Genomic DNA, 23,395 nt, shown 5'->3' on the forward strand with positions numbered 1-23,395 from the left:
ACTGCAAAATGCTGACGCTGGTCTACAGGGCGCGGAATTCGTGCACCCATACCTTCATCTGCGGCAGCCAAGGCATCCCCGCGTGCATGGACATGATGTACGTTTTGTACGCCTCCACATTCGGGTAGCCTTCAGACTGGATGTTCTCGTCCGTCAGCTCGCCGAGCGACTGCGGGTATACCCGCGTTACCTCGAAGCGCTGGCCGCGCAGCTCCATAATTTCGCCGGGATCTGCGTAACGGCCGTTGCGGCGGGTTGCGGTTTTGCGACCGCTCAGCACCAGCTCGATATCGGCTTCGACGGTGATCATGCGGTCGATGGTACAGGTTTTGGGCGGCAAGGCATGAGCTTCAGTTGACATGGTTAGTTCCTCCTGGTAAGGGCTGGGAATCGCCCGGATGTAATTCCATTCCACAGCTTACACGAAATCAAACAACGAATCAAATTAGGGAGGTAGCGACGATGGCAGCAACAATGGATGAAGGCTACATGGCGCGGCTGCTGAGCAGGCTGCTTGAAACGCCGAGTCCGACCGGCTATTGCCGGACGATTATGGAGGTGCTGCGCCAGGAGGCGGCAGCGCTTGGATTTCCGCTGGCGCTTACGCCCAAGGGCAACGGCATCCTCCGAGTGAACGGCAGGGAGACGGGACCCGCGATTGGGGTGAGCGCCCATGTCGATACGCTCGGCGCGATGGTGCGGGCAGTCAAGCCGGGCGGCACGCTGCGCTTTACGCTGATCGGCGGCTACATGCTTGGTTCGGTGGAAAATGAATATGTCGTCGTGCACGCCCGGGACGGACGCTCGTTTACCGGGACGATCATGACGACGAAGCCGTCCGTGCATGTGTATGCCGATGCTCGCGAGCTGAAGCGCGAGGAGGCTGTGATGGAGGTGCGGCTGGACGAGCCGGTCAAGTCCGCTGCGGATGTCAGCGCGCTTGGCATCGGGCCGGGCGACTTTATTTCCTTTGACCCGCGGGTGCAGATGCTGACGAACGGATTTATCAAGTCGCGGCATCTGGACGATAAAGCGGGCGTGGCGGCCGTTTTCGGCCTGCTGGAATGGCTGAAGCGCACGGGAACCGTACCGGCCCGGCCGCTGCAGCTCGTATTCAGCACCTACGAGGAGGTCGGCCACGGGGCGGCCTGGCTGCCGGATGAGCTCAGCGAGCTGCTTGCTGTCGATATGGGCGCGATGGGCGACGATTTGTCGTGTACGGAATTTGACGTATCCATCTGCGCCAAGGACTCATCCGGTCCCTATGATTATGCGATGACAACCCGGCTGATCGAGCTGGCGAAGCGGGACGGCTTGTCTTACGCCGTGGATGTATATCCGCAGTATGGCTCAGACGCCTCGGCGGCGCTGCGCGGCGGCCGTAATATCCGGGCTGCGCTGATTGGCCCCGGCGTTCATGCGTCCCATGCGATGGAGCGCACGCACCGGCAGGCGATTGTCCAGACGGCGGCGCTGCTGGCAGCCTACGTTCAGGAGCCCGCGGACCGCTACGCCTGAGCCGCAATCCAATCACAAAGCTGAGCACCCGATGTAGAGAGAGGAGCTGCCCGATGAATATCTTGTCGGTGGAGGATTTGGTTAAAAGCTACGGGGAGAAGGTGCTGTTCGACGGCATCGCCTTCCAGATTAACGAAAGGGAACGCATCGGCCTTGTTGGCGTGAACGGCACGGGGAAATCGACCCTGCTGCGGGTGATGGCCGGTTTGGAGCCGACGGAGCGGGGCAGGCTGACGCACGCCAATCATTTTCATGTTGAATATTTGCCGCAGCAGCCGGAATTTGATCTCGACTCCACCGTGCTGGAACAGGTGTTCCATGGCGACACCCCGCTGATGCAGGCGCTGCGCGACTACGAGGGAGCGCTGGCGGAGCTGCAGCTTGCGCCGGAGGACGAGAAGCGGCAATCCCGCCTGTTTGCGGCGCAGTCGCGGATGGACGCCACCGGCGCCTGGGAGGCGCAGACGACGGCGAAAACCGTGCTGTCAAAGCTCGGCATCCGGGACTTCAGCCAGCGGGTCGGCGAGCTGTCCGGCGGACAGCGCAAACGGGTGGCCATGGCGCGCGTGCTTATCCAGCCAGCCGATCTGCTCATTCTGGATGAGCCGACCAACCATATCGACCATGAGACGGTCGAATGGCTGGAGGGCTTCCTGAGCGCCTGGAAGGGCGCGCTGCTGCTGGTCACGCATGACCGCTACTTCCTCGACCGCGTGACGAACCGGATGTTTGAGCTGGATCACGGGAAGCTGTACAGCTATGACGGCAACTACGCGTCCTTCCTGGAGAAAAAGGCGGAGCGGATGGAGCGCGAGGCGTCGATGGAGGACAAGCGGCAAAATTTGCTGCGCCGGGAGCTGGCCTGGCTCCGCCGCGGCGCGAAGGCTCGTACGACGAAGCAGAAGGCGCGGATCGACCGCGTCACCGAGCTGCGCGACCGCAAGGTAAACGGACCGGCGGGCCAACTGGACATGTCTCTGGGCGCGAGCCGGCTCGGCAAAAAAATTATGGAGCTGGAGGATGTCGGCAAATCGTATGGCGAGCGCCGGCTGATCCGCGATTTCAGCTACATCGTGCTGCCCGAGGACCGGATTGGCATCATTGGTCCGAACGGCTCCGGCAAGTCGACGCTGCTGAACATGCTGGCCGGACGAATAATTCCTGACGAAGGTCAGATCGACGTCGGCACAACGGTCAAGCTCGCTTATTATACGCAGGAAAATGCCGAGATGGATGAGAAGCAGCGGGCCATTGAATACATCAAGGAAGCGGCTGAAGTGATCCGTACAGCGAGCGGCGAGGCAATTACGGCGGCGCAGATGCTGGAGCGCTTTCTGTTTACGCCATCGCAGCAGTGGACGCCGATCGGCAAGCTGTCCGGCGGCGAACGCCGCAGACTGTATTTGCTGCGGACGCTGATGGGCGAACCGAACGTGCTGCTGCTGGACGAGCCGACGAATGATCTGGATATTCAGACGCTGACGATTCTGGAAGAATATTTGGAGGACTTTCCCGGCGTCGTCGTCACGGTATCCCATGACCGCTACTTCCTGGACCGGACGGCGGAGCATCTGTTTGTGTTCGAAGGGGCGGGCCAGGTGCGCAAGTTTCATGGCAACTATACCGAATACCTGGAGAAGGCGAAAATCGAGCGCCAGCAGGAGACGGAGGCGGCAGCCGCAGCCAAGGGCGCGGCGGTGACGGCTGCGGGAAGCCAGGCCGCTGCGGCTCCGGCCGAAAGCAAGCGTCCCCGCAAGCTGTCCTTCAAGGAGCAGAAGGAATGGGACGAAATCGAAGGCCGGATCGCGGCGATGGAGGACAGGCTCGCCGAGATCAAGCGCCAGATTGAGCAGGCAGGCAGCAATTACGGCAAGGTACAGGAGCTGTTCCGCGAGGAGCAAACGCTTGGCGAGCAGCTGGAGCAGGCGATGGAGCGCTGGTCGGAGCTGTCCGAGCTGGTCGAGAGCATCGCCAACGCAAAATAACGCGGCGGCGCTAACATTTCCGTGGGAAACACGCGCTGAATATGCTATAATTAACGTTTGGAAGCGGTTGGATGTTAGAACGCCGCCTCAGTCTATAACTGAAAGTGGGTCAGCACATATGATTACGGTAACCGATGTCACCTTACGATACGGCAAACGGGCGTTGTTCGAGGACGTCAACATCAAGTTTACGCCAGGCAACTGCTACGGCCTGATCGGCGCCAACGGCGCAGGCAAGTCGACCTTCCTGAAAATTTTGGCCGGTGAGCTGGAGCCGAACAAGGGAGAGGTCAGCATCACGCCGGGCGAGCGAATGGCCGTCCTGAAGCAAAACCACTACGAATACGATGAAATTGAAGTGCTCAAAACGGTCATCAAAGGGCATGCGCGTTTGTTCCAGATCATGGAGGAAAAAGATGCGCTGTATGCGAAGGCCGATTTTTCCGAAGAAGACGGGATGAAGGCGGCTGAGCTGGAGGGCGAGTTCCAGGACCTGGACGGCTGGCAGGCGGAGTCGGATGCGGCTGAATTGCTGATCGGGCTTGGCATTGTGAAGGATCAGCATGATCTGAAGATGAAGGAGCTGGACGGCAACGAGAAGGTTCGCGTATTGCTGGCGCAGGCGTTGTTTGGCAATCCGAACATCCTGCTGCTCGATGAGCCGACCAACCATCTGGATATTGAATCGGTGCGCTGGCTGGAAAACTTCCTGTCCCGCTACGAAGGCACGGTTATCGTCGTGTCCCATGACCGTCACTTCCTGAACCAGGTATGTACGCATATCGCGGATATTGATTTCAGCAAGCTGCAGCTGTACGTGGGCAACTACGACTTCTGGTACGAGTCCAGCCAATTGGCGCTCAAGCTCGTACGCGAGCAAAACAAGAAGACCGAGGAGAAGCGCAAGGAGCTGGAGGAATTTATTCGCCGGTTCAGCGCCAACGCCTCCAAGTCAAAGCAGGCGACCTCCCGGAAAAAAACGTTGGAGAAGCTGCAGCTGGAGGATATCAAGCCGTCCACCCGCAAATATCCGTTTATCAAGTTTACGCCGGAGCGTGAAGCAGGCAAGCAATTGCTGACGATCGAGCGGCTGAGCAAAACGATTGACGGACAGAAGGTCATCAACGATATTTCCCTGACGATCAACAAGGGCGACAAGATCGCGCTCGTCGGACCAAACGGCATCGCCAAGACGACCTTGTTCCAGATTTTGATGGGCGAAATCGAAGCCGATTCCGGTGAATTCAGCTGGGGCATTACGACGTCGCAGGCGTATTTCCCGAAAGACAACTCCGCGTACTTCCAGGACGACGTCAGTCTTGTCGATTGGCTGCGTCCGTTCTCGAAGGATCAGGATGAGTCGTACTTGCGCGGCTTCCTGGGCCGGATGCTGTTCTCCGGCGAGGAAGCGCTCAAGAAGGCGAGCGTGCTGTCCGGGGGCGAGAAGGTGCGCTGCATGCTGTCCAAGATGATGATGAGCGGCGCAAACGTGCTGCTGCTTGACGAGCCGACGAACCACTTGGATCTGGAGTCGATTACGGCGCTGAATAACGGGATGATGGACTTCGACGGCACGATGCTGTTTGTATCCCATGACCATCAGTTCGTGCAGACGGTAGCGAACCGCATCATCGAGCTGACGCCGACCGGCTTGATCGACAAGGTCATCAGCTACGACGAGTTTTTGGAAAATGAAGATATCAAGCGCCAGCGGGAGCTTGCGTACGCGTAAGCGCAGCGAGCGACAACGGGGCCGTCTGGCAACAAGAAAAAGGATGAGCGGCTCCCCGTAAGGGAAGCGCTCATCCTTCTTTCGCACCTGCGGCCGATTAGCTTCCACCGGTACGGCGACGCTGATTGTTCGGCTTCTTGTTATTTTGGCTGCGCATGGTTGCATCGCTGCCTGCCCGCAGCTGCGGATTGTTTTTGGCATCGGCTTGCTCCTGCTTCTTCTGAGCGAGCTTTTGCTTCATCGCCTCAGCCAAGCTGATCTTGCGCGGTTGTTCCGGTTGATTCGTCTCTGACATGAATTCACACCTGCCTGTACGTCAATATGGTACCATCATACCGGATTTCTCTACCGGGAAGCAACTACCAATCCATCATGATCCATGCAGAAGGAGGGGCTCCGCTTGAAATTGCCTGAATGGACGGAGCGGGACCTGCTCGGCCATGACCGCTTGCTCAGCTTGAACGAGCATAAGGAGGGCCCGCGGTACGTGCTGCTGTATACGCCGTTTTGCGGAACGTGCCAGGCCGCCAGACGAATGCTGGACATCATCGCGGTTATGGACCCGCAGCTTCGGCTCGGGATCGCGGACATTAATTTATGCCGGGAGCTGACCCGGCAATGGCGCATCGAAAGCGTGCCCTGTCTCGTGGAAACGCGGCACGGCCGTGTATTACGTAAGCGTTACCGCATGGAGGGCGTGCCTGCGCTGCGCGAATGGCTTGCCTCGCGGTGAACGACCATCTACGAAGGAGTGAACCATTTGTCAACCCAAGCATGGAATCCAGGCCAGATCGTCAAGGCGGCCTATAAAACCGGAGAATATATCGGCGAAATTGTCGAGCTGATGAACAGCGGCAAGCTGGCCGTCCGCATTTTGGCTGTAGCCTCGCATCCGACGCAAGGAGACCTGCACAATCCGATGGACCCGGACGTGCCGTTTTTCCACGAACGCAGGGCGCTTGCCTACCAGGAAATCGCCCTGATGCCGCCGCAGACGGTGTCGCCGTATTACGGCGCCGTTCCGGATTACCGCACGTCGCTGCTGCAGGCGCTGGAGGACGAATACGTACGGCTGGACCGGCTGCGCCGCTGGGCGCAGCGCGGCCAGGAGGAGCTGGACAAGCTGCGGGCGGCCTATACCTAGAGACGGAAGTGATCGGTTATGCTCTTTGTGCTCGTTGGCCTATGGACGATAGGCCTGCTGCTGATCGTGACGGATCCGAAGCGGCTGACGACCCGCTGGATCAGCAGCATTGCCTTCACCGGAGGCTCCGGCGGGCTCTCGGCCGTCATTGCGGAGCAAATTAATCCCGCTCTTGCGGAGCAAGGCTGGCTGAGTGATTCGTCCGTGCGGCTGCTGGCTTATGCGGAGCGGGCTGCATCGCTGCTTTGTTATTACGGGCTTCCGTATACGTTTCTGATGTTTGCGCTGGTGTATCACCCGAACTACCCGCTCTGGCGCAGAGGCCGCTGGCTGCCGTGGCTGCTGCTTGCGCCTGTAGCGGGCTCGCTGCTGTTTGACACGAAGCCGGGCGAACCGATTCCTTACGGCTACGTGACCGCATGGGCGACGCCGTACATGCTCGCAGGCATCGGGCTGCTGCTGTCGGTGACGCTGCGGGAGCGCAACTCGTTTTTGCGCCGCAACCGGCTGCTGGTTACTGCGGCAGCGGTGCCGACCTTGCTGTTTGCAACGTTTACGTTGTACTTGCTGCCGACGTTTTTCGGCGTTTACGAGTGGTGGCGGTACAACACCGTGGTTATTGCCTTTACGATTGCCGTGATCGTCGGCTCCAGCTTTCGGTACGGATTTATGGGGCTGCAAATTTCGATCCAGAATCAGAAGCTCGATTATACGCTGCGTGCGATTACATCGGGGACGTCGATCCTGAACCATGCGATTAAAAACGATGTCGGAAAAATTCGGCTGTTCGGCGAAAAGATCAAATCGGATGCGGAGGACGGCTTGACGACTCCGGAGGAGCTAACCCGCGATGTCGAGGTCATTATGCGCGCCTCCCAGCATATTTATGACATGATCTACCGCATTCAGGGGCAAACCCAGGAGGCGGTGCTGCGCATCGAGGAGCTTGAGCCTGCCAGGCTGATGAAGGAATGTCTGGATATGCTGGCGCCTAACTTGCAGCATGTTGCAGTAAGCGAGCGGTACGCCTACGGGGGATTGCTCGCGGGGGACCGCGTCCAGCTTGGCGAGGTGTGGACCAATGTGCTGAAAAATGCGCTGGAAGCGATGCCGCAGGGCGGCGAGCTGGCCGTCGCGATTTCCGAAACGAAGCGCAAAATTGTGGTCGAGATCAAGGACAGCGGACACGGGATGGAGAAGCAGCAGCTCAAGCGGGTGTTTGATCCGTTTTATTCAACCAAAAGCGGCAAAAAAATGAACTTCGGGCTCGGCTTGTCCTATTGCCACACGGTTGTGCAGAAGCATAAGGGGACGATTACGATCCACAGCAAGCCGGGGGCGGGTACAAGTGTATTCATGCAATTTCCAAAGCCCAGGACCGGTACGAGCCGTCAGGCGGATGCGTTCAAGCCAACCGATGAGCAGGCGGAGCAGCCGCCGGAGAGGGGATGAGCAAGTATGGACCAGCAGCAGGCGATCCGCGTGGTGATCGTGGAGGATGACCCGGAATGGCTGGCCGGGCTGAAAAGCTATTTGCGCAGGGAAAAGGACCTGGACATCGTCGGGACCGCCTCCGGCGGCGTTGAAGCGGTACGGCTGCTTGAGCAGCTTGAGGCGGATGTCGTGCTGATGGACATTATGATGTCCGACAATCCCGAGGGCTTGTGGGCGGCGGCCGAAATTGTCAAATGCAGCGGAGCGCGCGTGATTATGCTGTCTTCGATGGAAGAGAAGGAACTGATTTTCGAGGCGTTCAAGGCGGGGGCCGTCGATTATATGGTAAAATCGGATTTCACGGACATCCCGCGGCTGATCCGCAGCGCTTATGCGAATCGCAGCGCCATTCATCCCAGCGTAGCGGAGCAGATGCGCGAGGAATTTCGACGGCTCAAGCAGCTGGAGCAGGACGTTCGGGCACGCGAGCTGCGGGAGCTGCTGACGCCGACCGAAATCCAGGTGCTGGATCTTATTGAGAAAGGATACACCCAGACGCAAATTGCCGAGACGTTTGTCGTATCCATTCGTACGGTCAAGGTGCATGTCGGCAACATCCTCAAGAAGCTCGGCGGCAAGAGCAGCAAGGAAGCGGCGCAGAAAGCAAAAGATATGGGCATTCTCTAGCATCCTGTGCTATAGTTAGGTACGAAATTCAGGCTGTTCAATCCAATTTTGCATCACCAACTGAACGAACGGGGGCAGACGCGATGGCTGCAAATGATCACATTCAAGTCGGCATTATTGGTGCCGGCGGCATCGGCAATGAGCATATCAAAGGATTTCAGGCGGCGGGCGCGGTTGTCGCTGCAGTAACCGACGTGTTTCAGCCGCTGGCGCTGGAGCGGGCGCAGCAGCACGGCATTCCGAAGGTGCATACGACTTATCAAGAGCTGCTGGCTGATCCGCAAATCGACGCGGTCGTCATCGCGGTTCCGAATGACGCCCACGCGCCGATTGCCATCGAAGCGCTGGAGGCGGGCAAGCATGTGCTGCTGGAGAAGCCAATGGCGCTGAATGCGGCGGCGGCCAAGCAAATTGTCAAGGCGCACCTCAAATCCGGCAAGGTGCTGATGATGTCGCATCAATACCGGTGGGAGTCGGTTTACCTGCAAGCGAAGGAGCAGATCGATAAGGGCGCGCTGGGCCATATTTATAACGCCAAGACCGGCTGGCTGCGCCGCAAGGGCATTCCGGGCTGGGGCACCTGGTTTACGCAAATGAATAAGGCGGGCGGCGGTCCGCTGATTGATATCGGGGTACATATGCTGGATCTGACGCTGCACTTTATGGGAAGTCCGAAGCCGGTGTCGGTGTTTGGCTCGACCTACGCGGAGTTTGGGCCGCATAAAAAAGGAATTGGCACCTGGGGCAAGCCGGACTGGAACGGCGTCTACGATGTGGAGGATCTCGCCTCCGCGCTGATCAAGCTGGATAATGGCAGCACCATTACGCTGGATGTGAGCTGGGCGGCGCATACGTCCTTCCTGGACAACGGCCCGTACGTTCATCTGATGGGCACACAGGGCGGCGCCTCGCTGAACCCGCACACAGGGACGCTGCATACGGAGCTGTTTGACCGGACGGCGGATGTGGCGCTGACGACGCCGGCAGGCGATAACGGCGCGCGGCTGCGGATGACGACTCATTTCCTGGAATGCGTCCGCGACAACCGCGAGCCGATGACGTCTGCGATGTCGGGACTGGCGAACAGTCTCGTGCTGGAAGCAATCTACGAATCGTCGCGCACCGGGCAGCTGGTTACGCTGGATTGGAGTTTGGACTAGACGCATGGACGAACTGCTTCAATTGAACTTACAGCTATTCAGCATGATTGGCACCATTGCGTTTGCCATCTCGGGGGCTGTTGTCGCGATGGAAGAAGAGTACGATATTCTCGGCGTGTTCGTCCTGGCCCTCGTCACCGCATTTGGCGGCGGGGTCGTTCGTAATGTATTAATCGGCATCCCGGTTACGACGCTATGGGAGCAAGGCAATTTATTCAAGACCGCGCTGGTCGCTGCATTTCTTGTATTTATCGTGCCGGTCAGCTGGATTCGCCGCTGGAAGACGTGGGAATCCTTGTTTGATGCGATCGGCCTGGCGGCGTTTGCGATTCAGGGGGCCTTGTACGCCAAGCAAATGAATGTGCCGATCTCGGCCGTCATGGTGGCGGCGATGCTGACGGGCATTGGCGGCGGGATGATCCGTGACGTGCTGGCCGGACGTAAGCCGCTTGTGCTGCGCGACGAAATTTACGCCGTCTGGGCGATGCTGGCAGGCTTGCTGATCGGCTTGGGCTGGGTACAAGGCTCCTGGCAGCTGCTGGTGCTGTTTGTCGTCGTCGTCGGGCTGCGGATGCTGTCTGTAGTCCGGAGGTGGAGGCTGCCGCGTCGCGCGCTGAAGCTGACGGACGAGCCGTCGATGGAAAAAAGCTGAGTCGAAGGGAGTCGTGAGCGGTCAATGGAACAGAAAACGGAGCTGTCCTGGACGGCCTGGAAGCGGATCGCTTCCGAGATGATGCAGGAGCGGCTGGAGACGGTCCGGTCGCTGCGCGAGGATGGACTGGAGCTGTATGAAATCGGCAAGGACCGCGTGACCGGCGAGCATTATTTGCATTATGCGTATCTTCATCGCAATGTGAGCGGCATCGGTACGGACGGACAGGAGGAAGTATTCCATCAGCTGCTGCCGCTGGAATCGGACGATGTGCTCGGCATGCTGTTCGGCGAGCAGCCGTATACGTACCCGGAGCATTGGCATAAGCCGTTTTTGCGCAACGGCCCGGATGGCGATTACGTCTGGTTTGATCCGACCTATGCGGAAGCAGAGGGCGACTATGAAGCGCTCGGGCAGCAGATTATGGAAGAGCTGGCCAAGTTTAAAGCGCAGGGGGATTTGTCCGAGGAAGCGGTCGAGCGTCTGCTGCGGCGTCTGGAAGCCGAGTCCGGCGAAAGCTGACGGGCGGAGCGCAAGGAGCGGGAAAACTTCAGGACACGTCATCCTGTCGCGTATAAATTTCCCTCTGTGATTCATCCTAAGCCTGAAGTCTCCTCAGGGCAGGAGCGACAGGAGGAAATGCAGGATGAAGCTTAACGTTTGGGGTCGGATGCTGCAGGGCGCAGGGGCGGCTGTTGCCGCCAGCCTGCTGCTGGCGGGCTGTGCGGGAAGCGGCGGCGCTACAAGCCAGTCGTCTGCCGGAGGCGGGTCCGGACTGCTCGATCATCGCCAGCAGGCGCTGTATGACCGCGATTCGCGCAACAATGAGGACCCTTCGCTTGGCGTCAAGGACCGGTGGATCGCGGAGCAGGAACAGAACAAGGGGCCTGAGCGAACCGGCCGGGTACAGCTGGATATGACGAACCGCCATTTGGCGAACACGATGGCCTTTGACCCGGGTCTGGCCGCCCGTATTGCCGACCTGCCGGGTATTCAGGCTGCACAGGTGCTGCTGACGGACGTCCATGCTTATGTGGCGATCGTCATGGACGGCCACCAGCCGGACCAGGAAGCGAATCCGGACACGAAGCAGCACCGGATCACGGCGCAAGGCGGAGCCGGCCTGTTTGCCGTCGGATCGCCGCTGCGCCTCTCCTGGACGGAGCACGGAGGTCTTGGGCACAGCAAGGCGGATGAAATTCGCAAGCTGGTGCTGTCGCAGGTGACGACCCAGATTCAGGATGTGTACGTGTCGGCCAATCCGAATTTCGTGCAGCGGGTGCGTCTGTACGCGGAGGAGGAGCAGCGGCCCGGCGGCCTGACGCCGTATATGAGCGAATTTAACACGATGATTCAGCATGTTTTTCCCGACAATGCCAATACCCGCAAGTGATCCGGATCAGCAGCGGGCTCCAGCTTCGCGTTAACCGCAGAACGCAATTCCGGTTCAGGCAGTCACAGGCAAATCAAGGCTAACCACTCTTCAGGACTTGCTCCTGAAGAGTTTTTTTAATGGTACAGGGAACCTGACTCCTTATTGCCTGATGGCGCCGGAATGTGCCGGGAATCACGTATCCGCCAGGCAGGCTGACCGTTTTAAACGAATTTTAACTTCCGATCCGCCCGGCTATCGCCTAAAATGTAAGGAACAAAACGCAATCCTATGGACGATGGAGCTGCTGTGAATGAAAACAATTCTGTACATTGAGGACGATCGGGAGATCGGGGAGTGGGTCAAGCATGATCTGGAGAGACGCGGCTATAGCGTGCATTGGCTGACCGCGGGCCAGGGAGCCGTTGAGCTTATCAAGCAGGCGGATGTCGTGATCCTTGATGTGATGCTGCCTGGTCTGGACGGCTTTTCGGTCGGTCAAAGGCTAAAGCGGGAGGCGCCGCGTGTGCCGATCCTGATGCTGTCTGCGCTCAGCGCGGTGGATGACAAGCTGCAGGGCTTGAGTTTTGCTGATGATTATATGACCAAGCCGTTTCATCCGGATGAGCTGGCGGCCCGGCTGGAGGTGCTGCTGCGCAGGTCGGGGGATCGCTTTGGCGAGGAAATCGCGGTCAGGCATCTGACCGTCAGGCCGGTGCATCAGACGGTTGTGGACAACCGGACAGGGGAAGAAATTGCGCTGACGGCGAAGCAGCTGCAAATTTTGCTTTTTTTCCTGAAGCATGGCAATCAGATTGTGACGAAGGAGCAAATTTATGAATCCGTCTGGGGCGAGCCGTATATGGACGGCGACAAAACGGTGATGGTGCATATCCGTTACCTGCGGGAGCGGATTGAGCTGGACCCGAGTGAGCCCACGATCATTGAGACCATCCGCGGCCTCGGTTATCGGGTGCGGCGATGAGGACGAACAGCTCACGCTCAAGTCGCTCGCTGGAGGAAGAGCTGAAAACGCGCCTGGCAGGCCGGATGAAGCTGCGGCTCCGCGGCTCACTGCTGTCAAAATATGTGCTGATCGTCTGCTCGGCTATCGTGCTGCTGCCGCTTGCGTTCATTCTGGTGCCGCTGCTGCTGACCATTTCCGTGCAGACATTCGGGCTTGAGGAGCAATCGGCTGTGCATGAGCGGTATTCGAATGCTTCGGAGCTGGAGCAAATGTGGCATCGGGAGGCGGCCCGGCTCGGCGGCGCTTCCGACGCGGAGGTGGACGCCCGGCTGCAGGAGCTGAAGGGCAGCTATCCGGAGGCGTCGATGTTTTGGGTGGACGGCGGCGGCGCAACCCGGCTGCAGCTGCCGGAGCAGTCGACGCTGCCGCGAAGCTGGTCCGCGGCATATACCGTGCAGTTTATGAAGGAACGGATTGACGGCGATCCGTTTACGGTTGTCGCATTTATCGGCGGCTCAAACGATGCGGGGTTCATCGTGCTGGAATTGCCGCGCGAGCTGATTTTGCCGCCGGGACAACGCTTGTGGAAAGGCTATGGGACGATGATAATTGCCGGAACGCTGCTTATACTGATCGGCTTCCTGTTTGTGTCGTTTGTGTTTTTTATCCAAATCCGGCGCAGGCTCGTCCGGCTGCAGACGGCGATGACGCAATCGTCGGCCAGCGGAATACCGGGGCCTTTGCCGGTGCGGCAGCAGGATGAAATCGGCCGGCTGGAGCTGACCTTTAACGTGATGGTGCAGAAGCTGGAGGACGGCCGCAAGCGAGCGGCTGAGGAGGAGGAGCTGCGGCGCGATCTGATCGCCAAGCTGTCGCATGATTTGCGTACGCCGCTCACGACAATTCAAGGACACGCGTACAGCCTGCGCAGCGAACGGTTGTCCGACAAGGGGATAGAATCGACGCTGCTGATCGAGCGGAAGATCGAGCATGTGAGCCGCCTGATCGAAAACCTGTTTTCGTATTCGCTGCTGTCGGCGGGCAAATATCCGTATCATCCCCGGACAGTCGACATGGTGCGGGCTGTGCGTACGTCGTTTGCAGGCTGGTACCCGGTGTTCGAGCAGGCCGAATTTACGATGGAGCTGGACTTGCCGGAAACGGCGGTGTACTGGGAGGTAGATCCGGCCTGGCTGGAACGGGTGCTGGATAATTACGTGCAAAATGTGCTGCGGCATGCAAAGTCGGGCCGTTACATCGGTCTGCGGGTAACCGGCGAGGCCGGCGGCACGATTGAGCTTACCGATCATGGGCCCGGTCTGCATGTACAGTCCGGTGAGCGCGGCGCAGGTCTGGGTTTGTCGATCATAGCGCTGATGCTCAAGGAAATGAAGCTTGTCAGCCGTGTCGAGCACAGCGACGGCAAGACGATCATCCGACTGACTCCAGCTGCTCTTTTAAACGAAATTTAACCGTTGGCCTGCTGTCGCTTTAACCTTGGGACGCTACGATAGGTCTGAGGTGATGAGCACATGCATACATGGATGGTGCAGACGGAAAAGCTGACGAAAACGTTGGGCGGCAAAGCCGCAGTCAGCGATCTGAACTTGCGGATTGGCCAAGGTGAAATTTACGGATTCCTCGGTCCGAACGGGGCGGGCAAGACAACGACGATTCGCCTGCTGCTCGGGCTAGCGAAGCCTACACACGGGGCGATCCGGATTTTCGGGAAGGAGCTGCGGAGCGAGCGGCTGGCGATCTTGCGCAAGGTCGGTTCACTGGTCGAATACCCTTCGTATTACGGGCACCTGAACGCCCGGGAAAATTTAGAGACGGTCCGCCGTCTGCTGCCGGGTGTGCCGCCTTCCCGGATCGGAGAGGTACTGGACATCGTCCGACTGACAAGCGAGTCCCAGCGTCCGGTCAAAGGCTTCTCGCTCGGGATGAAGCAGCGGCTTGGCATCGCAACGGCTCTGCTCGGCCAGCCGGAGCTGCTTATTCTCGACGAGCCGACCAATGGGCTTGATCCGGCGGGCATTTTGGAAATGCGCGAGCTGATCAAGCGGATGCCCCGCGAGCAAGGGATGACTATCCTTGTCTCCAGCCATCTGCTGTCCGAGATCGAGCAGATGGCTACACAGGTAGGCATCATTACGAAGGGCAAGCTGATCTTCCAGGATTCGATCCACACGCTCCGGCAGCGGGCGCAGACGCGTATCCGGCTCGCTGTCAGCAATCCTGAAGCGGCGTGGCTGCTGCTGCTGTCGGCAGGCTACCAGGCGGACTGGGACCGCCGCCAGCTTACCGTAAGCGGCGCTTCGGAACAGACGGTGGCGTCGATTGTAGCGACCCTCGTCCGCGACGATTACGACATTTACCGCGTGGAGGCGGAGAACGCTTCGCTGGAGAGCATCTTCCTTGATATGACGGGCGGGGAGGGGAGCTTGTGATCGGACGTGTATTGTCGGTGGAGCTGCTGAAAATTCGCCGCAAGCTGATCTGGTTTCTGATCGTGCTGGGCCCGCTGGGCGTGCTAGGCATGCAGGCGGCGAACTTTGGTCTCCGCTATGACTATTTGGTGAAGCGCTATGCGTCGGACCTGTGGGGCGGCCTGATCGGCAACATTGCGATGCTGGCTGTGCCGACCTTGTTTATCGGACTGACGCTGATTGCGTCCATGACCGCAGGCATTGAGCATCAGATGAACGCCTGGAAGCAGACGCTGGCGCTGCCGGTCACGAAGGCCCACGTTTTTCTCGGCAAGTTCCTGCTGACCCTGCTGCTGCTTGGCTGTTCGGCGACGCTGCTCGTCGCCGGGACGGTGGTACTCGGCGGGCTGCTCGGCTTTGCGCTTGCGGACATTCCTTATCGTGAGCTGCTGCAGCTTGTGTATTACCCGTATATGGCGATTGTGCCGTTTATTGCGCTGCAGGTGTGGCTGTCCGTGACGATGGCGAACCAGGCGCTGCCGTTGACCATCGGTATTGCAGGCGTTGTGTTTTCGATGTTTTCGATGCGCTTCGGCGACTGGATGCCTTACAAATGGCCGTATTTGCAAAATGCCGCTGACGATCCGCGTGTCTCCGTTGCTTACGGCCTGCTGGGCGGCCTTGTCCTGCTGCTGCTCGGCCTGGCTGATTACGTACGAAAGGATGTGAGGTAGCATGCTGGCTATGATTCGCTCAGAGTGGCTGAAGCTTCGCCGCACCGTCCTTTGGCTGCTTGCAGCGGCGAGTCCGCTGCTGGCGGCGGCGCTCGGCTTTGCGGGCAACGGGCAGGAGGCTGACGAATCGCTCTGGATGCATACGCTGGCCGTGATGTCGGTGCTGCATGCGATGCTGTTTTTGCCGCTGCTGACCGGCGTGTTCGCGGCGCTCGTATGCCGGTATGAGCATATTGGCGGAGGCTGGAAGCAAATGCTGGCGCTCCCGGTTACCCGCAGCCGGGTGTTTCTGGTCAAGCTTGGCTTTGTCGCGCTGCTGCTCGCGCTGACGCAACTGCTGTTCCTGCTGCTGCTGCTGACCGGCGGTCTGGCGCTGGGGTTTCCGGCGCCCATTCCGTGGGAAGCGCTGCTGCGCTCTGTGCTGGGCGGCTGGCTGGCCTGCCTGCCGCTGGCCGCGCTGCAGCTTGGCGTCTCCATCGCGTGGTCCAGCTTTGCCGCGCCGCTGGCTGTCAACGCTGTCTTCACCATTCCGAATATCCTGATTGCGAATTCGGCGGATTATGGCCCGTATTATCCTTGGGCGCAGCCGATGCTGGCCATGGTGCCGCGTGAAAGCGGCGCATTCGGGGCGTTTAACGTGTCGCTGGAAACGCTGCTTTTCATTATAGCGGGCGGTTTTGCGCTGTTTATGGCCGTTTCGATGACCTACTTTGCTCGAAAAGCGATTTAATCGCGCCGCGATTCCGACAGCAAAAGAAGCCTGCGCTTCCCATGAGTGTCATGAGGAGGGCAGGCTTCTTTTGCTACCGTTTACATGCTGCTGCTGTTACATTTCGAACTTATAGCCGACGCCCCACACCGTTTTGATATGCTTGGGCTCCTTCGGCTCGGCCTCTACCTTTTTACGCAGGTTCGTAATATGCACGTCCACCGACCGCTCGGTGACAAATGAATCAATGCCCCTGATTTTGTTCAGCAATTCCTCGCGCGAGTACACCTTGCCGGGGTGGAGCCAGAAGTTTTTCATAATTTCAAACTCGGAATACGTCGTTTCGATCGGCTGCTTGTGGATGTAAATGCAGCGCTTCTCCATATCCAGCACGATGTCGCGCGTATCCTCTGCCGGCGGCTCGCTTGCGGCAGGCTGGTTCGTTTGCTGGGTCAGGGCGGAGCGGCGCAGCAGCGCCGTCGTTCTGGCGGCCAGCTCGCGCATGCTGAACGGCTTGCACAAGTAATCGTCAGCGCCGTTCATCAAGGCGTTGACCCGTTCGCTGACCTCGTTTTTGGCGGAGACGATCATGACCGGGACCGAGGAGACGGTGCGCAGCTGCTTGCACAGCTCAATGCCGTTCAGATCGGGAAGCATCAGGTCAAGAATGATAACATCGGGCTGATGCAGGTTAAACAACCGGATGCCTTCTTGCCCATCCGCAGCACGGTGAACGGTGTAGCCTTCCTCGCCTAAATAAATGGACATCATATCTGCGATACTATGATCATCTTCAACCAGCAATATTGTAGACAAGATAGCCACCTCAACGATTAAAATATTAGGAATCGGTTAGCAATCTTCATAATTCTTAAATTCCAGACTGCAACTTTTCAAATAATTACCATGTATACTGGACGTAGCAGGTGAAGCAGCAGCTTTACCGCAATCGGAGCCGCACCGTGGTTCGTAACCGCGAACGCCGGCAGCACAGGGGGAAGCTACCTTGATCATAACAAGTGTCCGTTTGCAACGTCAAATTCAAGCCTGTATCGAGGACCTGAATGCGCTTGTCAGCGAACAAGGTCTGCTGCTTACCGATCCCAGTGTGGTCAGCAAAAGCATGGAGCTGGATCAGCTTGTTTTGCGGGCGATGCGGCTGGCTTGCCCGGCGCGCCAAACGTCCCGGAGCGGTTGTTGATCCCGCAGCGCCTCTGATTTCGTCAATTCTGCCAATCGGCAGCCATACTTGCGTATTGCGGCGGGGCTCCCAGGTCCCGTCTTGTTGCCGTTCAGGCTGTCGCCCGGAAACAGCAGGCTTCCGCCGAGCCGGAAAGCCCGGCGAGAGCCTGATCTGCTGATACGGGTGTGGATCAAGAAGAAGGAAGAAGCGCGGTTACTTCTGAATACACCACGATTCTCCCCAATGCTGCACAGCGTCCATGACGGGCTGCAGCGCCTTGCCTTTTTCAGTTAACTGATATTCAATCCGCACCGGCGTCTCCGGATACACATGCCGGCTGATCACGCCGACAGCCTCCAGTTCCTTGAACCGCTCGGCCAGCATACGGTCGCTCATCCCGGGAATCATCTCCGAAATATCCTTAAATCTCCGCGGGCCTTGCAGCAGCGCCCGTACAATGAGTCCCGTCCAGCGTTTTCCCAAAATTTCAAAGGCCGCTTCAAACCTTGGACACATCGTCTGTGGATGGTCTGACATTGCTCTCACCTCTTCTGGAACTATTTTAACATAGTAGCTTCGTTAAAGTAAGATTTTTGTGAGCCGAATGGGGCCAATCGGTGTAGTTTTCGCCCGAAAAAGCCAGTTTACGCAATTTCATGGCATCTTTCAGACATTTCAGGTTGAAAAAACCGGACAAATCCAGTATAAATGCGGTAGGAGTCAGCAACATACCCGACGGGAGGAATTTGGATTCATGTACGGAGCACCCTACACAGGACAAGCCCAGAAGATGCTTCTGCTCGGTTCAGGCGAGCTGGGTAAAGAGGTTGTGCTGGAAGCACAACGGCTCGGAATCGAAACGATCGCGGTGGACCGCTACCCTCACGCCCCGGCGATGCAGGTCGCTCACCGCTCGCATGTCATTGATATGCTCGACGGGGAAGCGCTGCGGCGTGTGATCGAGTCCGAGCGTCCGGATCTGATCGTACCTGAGATCGAAGCGATTGCGACCCAGACGCTGGTCGAGCTGGAGACGGAGGGCTACCGCGTGGTGCCGACGGCTACGGCGGCCCGGCTGACGATGGATCGCGAAGGCATCCGGCGGCTGGCAGCGGAGATTCTCGGCTTGCGGACGGCCCGCTACGCGTTTGCAGACAGCCTGGAGGAGCTGCAGGCGGCAGTCGCTGACATCGGCACGCCTTGTGTCATCAAGCCGATTATGAGCTCGTCAGGCAAAGGCCAGAGCGTTTGCCGCAAGCCGGACGATGTGGAGGCTTCCTGGAATTACGCGATGGAGGGCGGCCGCGCTAAGCGGACAAGGGTGATCGTGGAGGAATTTATCCATTTCGAATCCGAAATTACGCTGTTGACGGTGCGTTCGGTCAGCGGCACGACGTATTGCGCCCCGATCGGGCATATTCAGAAGGACGGCGACTATATCGAGTCCTGGCAGCCTCATGCGATGAGTGCCGCGCAGATCGAGCAGGCGCAGCAAATTGCCGGGGCGATTACGGAAGCGCTGGGCGGCTACGGCACCTACGGGGTGGAGCTGTTCCTTGCGCCGGACAAGGTGTACTTCAGCGAAGTCAGTCCGCGGCCGCATGATACGGGCATGGTGACGATGGTGACGCAGGATTTGTCCGAGTTTGCGCTGCATGTCCGCGCGATTTTGGGCTTCCCCGTCCCGGGCGTGCGGGTGCTGACGCCGGGGGCGTCCTACACGCTGAAGGCGGACCGCGACAGCGCGGATTTCCGCATCGGCGGCCTGGAGGAAGCGCTGGCGCTGCCGGATACGCAGGTGCGCGTGTTCGGCAAGCCGGAGACAAAGCCGGGCCGCCGAATGGCCGTCGCGCTGGCCTCCGCGGAGCAGGTGGACGAAGCGCGGGCGCGCGCCAAGCAAGCGGCGGGCTTGCTGCGTATTACTTATCCAGCAGGGGAGGTTATTCATGAACGCGCATGAGATTGATTACCGGATCGAGGGCTCGGAGATGCAGTATGTCGAAATCGAGCTGGACCCGGGCGAGAGCGTCATTGCCGAAGCCGGCAGCATGATGATGATGGATCAAAATATCGCGATGGAAACCATTTTCGGCGATGGCAGCGATCAGGGCAGGGGGCTTGTCGGCAAGCTGTTCGGCGCAGGCAAGCGGCTGTTGACCGGCGAAAGCCTGTTTATGACGCTATTTACGAATCGCGGTGCGGGTAAGGAGCGCGTCAGCTTCGCTTCGCCGTATCCGGGCCGTATTTTGCCGATGGATTTGTCCGAGCTGAACGGCAAGCTGATTTGTCAGAAGGACGCCTTTCTGTGCGCGGCCAAGGGCGTTTCGATCGGCATCGACTTCCAGCGCAAGCTGGGAGCGGGCTTCTTCGGCGGCGAAGGGTTTATCATGCAGAAGATCGAAGGCGACGGACTGGCGTTTGTCCATGCGGGCGGGGCGATCTGCGAGCGTGTGCTCCAGCCCGGCGAGCTGATTCGCGTCGATACCGGTTGTCTCGTTGCGATGACGCAGGATATTGATTACGATATCGAGTTTGTCAAAGGGGTCAAGACGGCGTTGTTCGGCGGCGAAGGGCTGTTTTTTGCGACGCTGCGGGGTCCGGGCCGGGTATGGATTCAGTCGTTGCCGTTCAGCCGGTTGGCGGACCGGATGATGAGCGCTTCACGGCCGGGCGGACGCAAGGAGGAAGGCGGCTTGCTGGGCGGGTTCGGCAATCTGCTTGACGGCAACCGCTAAGAACGTTATCATTCATAATACAGCGTTTTTGACTCTCAATATGCATAGTGGAAAAGGAGTGCTGAAGATGGCATATAACCCACAGGTCGTCGATGCCAAAATCGTCAGCCACAATCCGAAGAATGGATTGTTCGAGATTGTAGCCCAGCTTAAAGACCGGACGGTGTGCCGCTTGATCTATGGTACGGACGCAACCGGCAGCCCGCAGCCGACTCATATCAACAGGCTTCTCAAGGAGCCTTGCCCGATTTGCCGCAAGGATTTCTTGTGCAACTGCATGTCCAAGTTCAAGGGAACGATCTCGGCGCAAGCGCTGGAGATTGCAGGCAACCCGAGCTGACGTGAGCCGTCAGGTCTGACAGGCAGCAGCGCGAGCCGCATTGCGCAATAGCGCAGCTCGCTATGGAATCGGGAGAAAGAAACCCGCTCGGCCCCACGCCGGCGGGTTTTTTGGCGTGCAGCGAAGGGCTGCCGTGCGGGTGGTACTACATAAAGATAGTACTGGTCGGCCGCCGAAAAGCTGGTAATATGTAACTATAAGCAGCAGGTACTAATAGCTTATCATAAATCATACATCGAAAATCGAAACCAAGAGGAGCGGGACATGATGAGAAAACGGAATACAGGAGCGTTTACATTTCTGGCTTGGGCGTCGTTCGGATTCGCGCTGATTGCGATGTTTGTCGGCATTTATACACTGGAGGAAGTGCTGTCGGTCAAAGGCTATTATGCCGTCAGCGCGCTTTACTTGACGATGGCTTCGTTTGTTCTGCAGAAGACGATCCGCGACAACCAGGACGATGCCGGAGACGGCCGCAAAAGAAACACCGGAGCGTTCACGTTTCTGTCCTGGGCCGCCTTCGGAACGGCGCTGGTCGCGATGTTTATCGGGATCATGAATTTGAATCAGCCGCTCTCCGTTCAAGGGTATTACGCCGTAACCGCGCTGTTCCTTACGATGTCCGCCTTCGTGCTGCAGAAGACGGTGCGGGATAACAAAGAGGATGAGCACGCCCAAGGCCCTTCCGAGCTGACGGAGTGAGGCAGAAGAGAGCAGCAGAGGCAGAAGAGGTATGCGGCAAGCCGAACGAGAAAAGTAGCCCTCGCTGCATGAAGCGTTCGCCCCCGGGCGGCGCTTTTTGTTCTTCAACGGATAATTATGCTAAAATGAAAAACAGAGCGGCAAAGGAGATGAAGCATGCGAATCGGGATCGTGTCGGATACACACTTGGTTGATCATAAGCCCCGGCTTCCGGCCGCCTTGATCGAAGGACTGCGCGGCGTGGACCTCATTCTCCATCTGGGGGACTGGATGGCGGAGTCGGTCGTGGACCAGTTTGCCGCGATTGCTCCGGTGGACGGGGTGGCCGGCAACAATGACGGACCGGAGATCGTCAGCCGGTTTGGCCGACGCAAGGTGCTGGAGCTGGCCGGTTACCGGATCGGCCTCGTGCATGGCGATGGCGGGCGCTCGACGCCGGATACGGCGTACCGGGCATTTTGCGGCGCGGACGGCGAGCCGACGGTCGATATCGTGCTGTTCGGGCATTCGCATAGTCCGTTTTCGGAAATGCGCGGCGGAGTGCTGCTGTTTAACCCCGGCTCGCCGACAGACAAGCGGCGTCAGCCGTTATTTTCATACGGGCTGCTGGAGCTGGCGGATGAAATCTCAGTTCGTCATATGTATTACGCTGACCGCAGCGCGGTCATTTAAATCAGGAGATGGAGGACGGTACAGATGGCTAACTGGAAAGAAATTACAACGAATGAAGAATGGGTGCAGGCGCTCGAAAATAGCGATAAAAAGGCGTTTGTCGTGTTGAAGCACAGCACGGCTTGCCCGGTCAGCTTTAACGCGCTGCAAGAATATGACGCTTACCTTGGCAAAACGCCAAACACAGACGTTGACTACCTGCTGGTGAAGGTCATTGAATCTCGTCCCGTGTCGAATCAGATTGCAGAGGATACGAGCGTGAAGCATGCTTCGCCGCAGGTGCTGTATGTGAAAAATAAAGAGACGGTATGGAACACGTCCCATTGGGCCATCACCGAGGAGCATCTGCACGCCGTGCTGAGTTAAATCGGCCAAGCGGCGAAAGGGGAGATTGCGATGGGCATACGTCCGTTTTCATTTTTTTCCGGCGCGCTGTTCGCCCGGAAGGTGTGTCAGGTGTACGTGCCTGCCAGCTATGACGCAGGAGATGACCGGCGGTATCCGGTCGTGTATTTGCTCCATGGCATGAATGGCGATGAAACGAGCTGGGCGGTCAAGGGGAATGCGGCGTCCACTCTGGATGCGATGATTGCCTCAGGCGAGCTGAGCGAAAGCATCGTGGTGATGCCGAATGACGGAGGCTACGGCCACGGCACGTTTTATATGAATTGGTACGACGGCACTGGAACGTTCGAGGACTACATCCTGTATGATCTGATTCCGGTAATCGACCGTGAATTCCGTACGATCGCGGACCGGACCCGGCGCTCGGTCGTCGGCTTGTCAATGGGCGGCTTTGGCGCTTTTTCGCTCGCTTTGCGCCATCCCGACCTGTTTGGCGCTGCCGCCAGCATCGCGGGAGCCTTGATGTCCGCCCCGCTGCTGACGCCGCAAAATTTGCGCAGCGACGTGCTGCGAATGCTCGGACCTGTACACGGGCCATACGCGAAGCAGTGGGATTTGCATCTGCTCGCAGCCCAGCGCGTTCGCGAGGAGCAGCGTCCGGCACTGCATTTTAACTGTGGACGGGAAGACTTCCTGTTTCCGGCCAACCAGGCGTTTAAGCTGTTGCTTGATCAATTGGGCTATGAGCATGAGTATCTGGAGTTCGAAGGGGAGCATGAGTGGTCCTACTTCGGCGGACATCTGCCGGATGCCTTGCGGTTTGTGGAACGCTCGTTGCCTGCCTAGACCAGCCTGACGCGGTCGCGATGGCGGTGACCGGAGAAACATCAAAAAA

28 protein-coding genes and 1 pseudogene are annotated in these 23,395 nt (G+C 58.5%); 25 read left to right on the forward strand and 4 right to left on the reverse strand.

Annotation, left to right across the window (positions count from 1 at the left end):
• Positions 1 to 22: 22 nt before the first annotated feature.
• Positions 23 to 361: an ASCH domain-containing protein gene (locus tag AC6ROY_RS10260; RefSeq protein WP_500100247.1), complete on the reverse strand. Its 339-nt coding sequence runs from the start codon at positions 359 to 361 to the stop codon at positions 23 to 25.
• 101 nt (positions 362 to 462) lie between these two features.
• On the opposite strand from AC6ROY_RS10260, the gene AC6ROY_RS10265 reads away from it, so the two are divergent.
• The 3 genes from AC6ROY_RS10265 to AC6ROY_RS10275 all read left to right on the forward strand — a co-directional run bounded on the left by AC6ROY_RS10265 (position 463) and on the right by AC6ROY_RS10275 (position 5,235).
• Complete coding sequence (locus AC6ROY_RS10265) at positions 463 to 1,518, forward strand: M42 family metallopeptidase (RefSeq protein WP_500100248.1); 1,056 nt, start codon at positions 463 to 465, stop codon at positions 1,516 to 1,518.
• 53 nt (positions 1,519 to 1,571) lie between these two features.
• Positions 1,572 to 3,503 carry an ABC-F family ATP-binding cassette domain-containing protein gene (locus tag AC6ROY_RS10270; RefSeq protein WP_500100249.1) on the forward strand — a complete coding sequence of 644 codons (1,932 nt, stop codon included), beginning with the start codon at positions 1,572 to 1,574 and terminating at the stop codon, positions 3,501 to 3,503.
• Positions 3,504 to 3,621: 118 nt separating this feature from the next.
• The gene (locus tag AC6ROY_RS10275; RefSeq protein ID WP_500100250.1) at positions 3,622 to 5,235 is read left to right on the forward strand and encodes an ABC-F family ATP-binding cassette domain-containing protein; all 1,614 of its coding nucleotides are present in this window, start codon (positions 3,622 to 3,624) and stop codon (positions 5,233 to 5,235) included.
• Positions 5,236 to 5,332: 97 nt separating this feature from the next.
• Here AC6ROY_RS10275 and AC6ROY_RS10280 read toward each other — a convergent pair whose 3' ends face one another.
• A complete protein-coding gene (locus tag AC6ROY_RS10280; protein WP_500100251.1) occupies positions 5,333 to 5,530 on the reverse strand; it encodes a hypothetical protein in 198 nt (65 codons plus the stop codon).
• A gap of 105 nt (positions 5,531 to 5,635) precedes the next feature.
• Between AC6ROY_RS10280 and AC6ROY_RS10285 the strand changes: the two genes are divergently transcribed.
• From AC6ROY_RS10285 to AC6ROY_RS10345, 13 genes are all read left to right on the forward strand, one after another.
• The gene (locus tag AC6ROY_RS10285; protein WP_500100253.1) at positions 5,636 to 5,968 is read left to right on the forward strand and encodes a thioredoxin family protein; all 333 of its coding nucleotides are present in this window, start codon (positions 5,636 to 5,638) and stop codon (positions 5,966 to 5,968) included.
• Positions 5,969 to 5,995: 27 nt separating this feature from the next.
• Positions 5,996 to 6,379 carry a sporulation phosphorelay system protein KapB gene (gene kapB, locus AC6ROY_RS10290; protein WP_500100254.1) on the forward strand — a complete coding sequence of 128 codons (384 nt, stop codon included), beginning with the start codon at positions 5,996 to 5,998 and terminating at the stop codon, positions 6,377 to 6,379.
• Positions 6,380 to 6,397: 18 nt separating this feature from the next.
• Entirely contained in the window at positions 6,398 to 7,831 is a 1,434-nt protein-coding gene (locus AC6ROY_RS10295; RefSeq protein ID WP_500100255.1) for a sensor histidine kinase, read from the forward strand.
• A gap of 6 nt (positions 7,832 to 7,837) precedes the next feature.
• Positions 7,838 to 8,500: a response regulator gene (locus AC6ROY_RS10300; protein ID WP_500100256.1), complete on the forward strand. Its 663-nt coding sequence runs from the start codon at positions 7,838 to 7,840 to the stop codon at positions 8,498 to 8,500.
• An 83-nt stretch (positions 8,501 to 8,583) separates the two neighbouring features.
• Complete coding sequence (locus tag AC6ROY_RS10305) at positions 8,584 to 9,660, forward strand: Gfo/Idh/MocA family protein (RefSeq protein ID WP_500100260.1); 1,077 nt, start codon at positions 8,584 to 8,586, stop codon at positions 9,658 to 9,660.
• Positions 9,661 to 9,664: 4 nt separating this feature from the next.
• Positions 9,665 to 10,312, forward strand: coding sequence for a trimeric intracellular cation channel family protein (locus tag AC6ROY_RS10310; RefSeq protein WP_500100262.1), 648 nt, complete (start codon positions 9,665 to 9,667; stop codon positions 10,310 to 10,312).
• 24 nt (positions 10,313 to 10,336) lie between these two features.
• Positions 10,337 to 10,834, forward strand: coding sequence for a hypothetical protein (locus AC6ROY_RS10315; RefSeq protein WP_500100263.1), 498 nt, complete (start codon positions 10,337 to 10,339; stop codon positions 10,832 to 10,834).
• A 124-nt stretch (positions 10,835 to 10,958) separates the two neighbouring features.
• Entirely contained in the window at positions 10,959 to 11,705 is a 747-nt protein-coding gene (locus AC6ROY_RS10320; protein WP_500100264.1) for a YhcN/YlaJ family sporulation lipoprotein, read from the forward strand.
• Between the two features lie 292 nt (positions 11,706 to 11,997).
• The gene (locus tag AC6ROY_RS10325) at positions 11,998 to 12,669 is read left to right on the forward strand and encodes a response regulator transcription factor (RefSeq protein ID WP_500100266.1); all 672 of its coding nucleotides are present in this window, start codon (positions 11,998 to 12,000) and stop codon (positions 12,667 to 12,669) included.
• The gene (locus tag AC6ROY_RS10330; protein ID WP_500100267.1) at positions 12,666 to 14,123 is read left to right on the forward strand and encodes a sensor histidine kinase; all 1,458 of its coding nucleotides are present in this window, start codon (positions 12,666 to 12,668) and stop codon (positions 14,121 to 14,123) included. The genes AC6ROY_RS10325 and AC6ROY_RS10330 overlap by 4 nt, the downstream gene beginning before the upstream one ends.
• Positions 14,124 to 14,183: 60 nt before the next feature.
• Positions 14,184 to 15,101: an ABC transporter ATP-binding protein gene (locus AC6ROY_RS10335; protein ID WP_500100269.1), complete on the forward strand. Its 918-nt coding sequence runs from the start codon at positions 14,184 to 14,186 to the stop codon at positions 15,099 to 15,101.
• Positions 15,098 to 15,814, forward strand: a complete 717-nt coding sequence (locus AC6ROY_RS10340; RefSeq protein ID WP_500100270.1) for an ABC transporter permease — start codon at positions 15,098 to 15,100, stop codon at positions 15,812 to 15,814. Before AC6ROY_RS10335 ends, AC6ROY_RS10340 begins: the two co-directional genes overlap by 4 nt.
• A gap of 1 nt (position 15,815) precedes the next feature.
• A complete protein-coding gene (locus AC6ROY_RS10345; protein WP_500100271.1) occupies positions 15,816 to 16,544 on the forward strand; it encodes an ABC transporter permease in 729 nt (242 codons plus the stop codon).
• A gap of 96 nt (positions 16,545 to 16,640) precedes the next feature.
• Here AC6ROY_RS10345 and AC6ROY_RS10350 read toward each other — a convergent pair whose 3' ends face one another.
• On the reverse strand, positions 16,641 to 17,339 hold the full coding sequence (locus tag AC6ROY_RS10350) for a response regulator transcription factor (RefSeq protein WP_500100272.1): 699 nt from the start codon (positions 17,337 to 17,339) through the stop codon (positions 16,641 to 16,643).
• 190 nt (positions 17,340 to 17,529) lie between these two features.
• Here AC6ROY_RS10350 and AC6ROY_RS10355 point away from each other — a divergent pair, with 190 nt between their 5' ends.
• On the forward strand, positions 17,530 to 17,724 hold the full coding sequence (locus tag AC6ROY_RS10355; RefSeq protein WP_500100273.1) for a Spo0E family sporulation regulatory protein-aspartic acid phosphatase: 195 nt from the start codon (positions 17,530 to 17,532) through the stop codon (positions 17,722 to 17,724).
• A gap of 195 nt (positions 17,725 to 17,919) precedes the next feature.
• On the opposite strand, the gene AC6ROY_RS10360 is transcribed toward AC6ROY_RS10355, so the two are convergent.
• A complete protein-coding gene (locus AC6ROY_RS10360) occupies positions 17,920 to 18,243 on the reverse strand; it encodes a winged helix-turn-helix transcriptional regulator (protein ID WP_500100274.1) in 324 nt (107 codons plus the stop codon).
• A gap of 217 nt (positions 18,244 to 18,460) precedes the next feature.
• On the opposite strand from AC6ROY_RS10360, the gene purT reads away from it, so the two are divergent.
• The 8 genes and pseudogenes from purT (at position 18,461) to AC6ROY_RS10400 (ending at position 23,346) form a co-directional block, all read left to right on the forward strand.
• Entirely contained in the window at positions 18,461 to 19,666 is a 1,206-nt protein-coding gene (purT, locus tag AC6ROY_RS10365) for a formate-dependent phosphoribosylglycinamide formyltransferase (protein ID WP_500100275.1), read from the forward strand.
• Positions 19,653 to 20,441, forward strand: a complete 789-nt coding sequence (locus AC6ROY_RS10370) for a TIGR00266 family protein (protein ID WP_500100276.1) — start codon at positions 19,653 to 19,655, stop codon at positions 20,439 to 20,441. Before purT ends, AC6ROY_RS10370 begins: the two co-directional genes overlap by 14 nt.
• A 67-nt stretch (positions 20,442 to 20,508) precedes the next feature.
• Positions 20,509 to 20,781, forward strand: coding sequence for a hypothetical protein (locus AC6ROY_RS10375; RefSeq protein WP_500100277.1), 273 nt, complete (start codon positions 20,509 to 20,511; stop codon positions 20,779 to 20,781).
• A gap of 267 nt (positions 20,782 to 21,048) precedes the next feature.
• Positions 21,049 to 21,243, forward strand: a pseudogene (locus AC6ROY_RS10380) (YiaA/YiaB family inner membrane protein); the annotation flags it as partial.
• Between the two features lie 42 nt (positions 21,244 to 21,285).
• Positions 21,286 to 21,483, forward strand: coding sequence for a YiaA/YiaB family inner membrane protein (locus AC6ROY_RS10385; RefSeq protein WP_500100432.1), 198 nt, complete (start codon positions 21,286 to 21,288; stop codon positions 21,481 to 21,483).
• A 156-nt stretch (positions 21,484 to 21,639) separates the two neighbouring features.
• The gene (locus AC6ROY_RS10390) at positions 21,640 to 22,155 is read left to right on the forward strand and encodes a metallophosphoesterase family protein (RefSeq protein ID WP_500100278.1); all 516 of its coding nucleotides are present in this window, start codon (positions 21,640 to 21,642) and stop codon (positions 22,153 to 22,155) included.
• 24 nt (positions 22,156 to 22,179) lie between these two features.
• Positions 22,180 to 22,521, forward strand: a complete 342-nt coding sequence (ytxJ, locus tag AC6ROY_RS10395) for a bacillithiol system redox-active protein YtxJ (RefSeq protein ID WP_500100279.1) — start codon at positions 22,180 to 22,182, stop codon at positions 22,519 to 22,521.
• Positions 22,522 to 22,551: 30 nt separating this feature from the next.
• Positions 22,552 to 23,346, forward strand: a complete 795-nt coding sequence (locus tag AC6ROY_RS10400) for an alpha/beta hydrolase (RefSeq protein WP_500100280.1) — start codon at positions 22,552 to 22,554, stop codon at positions 23,344 to 23,346.
• Positions 23,347 to 23,395 lie beyond the last annotated feature (49 nt).

Source organism: Paenibacillus sp. sg306046, assembly GCF_059821225.1.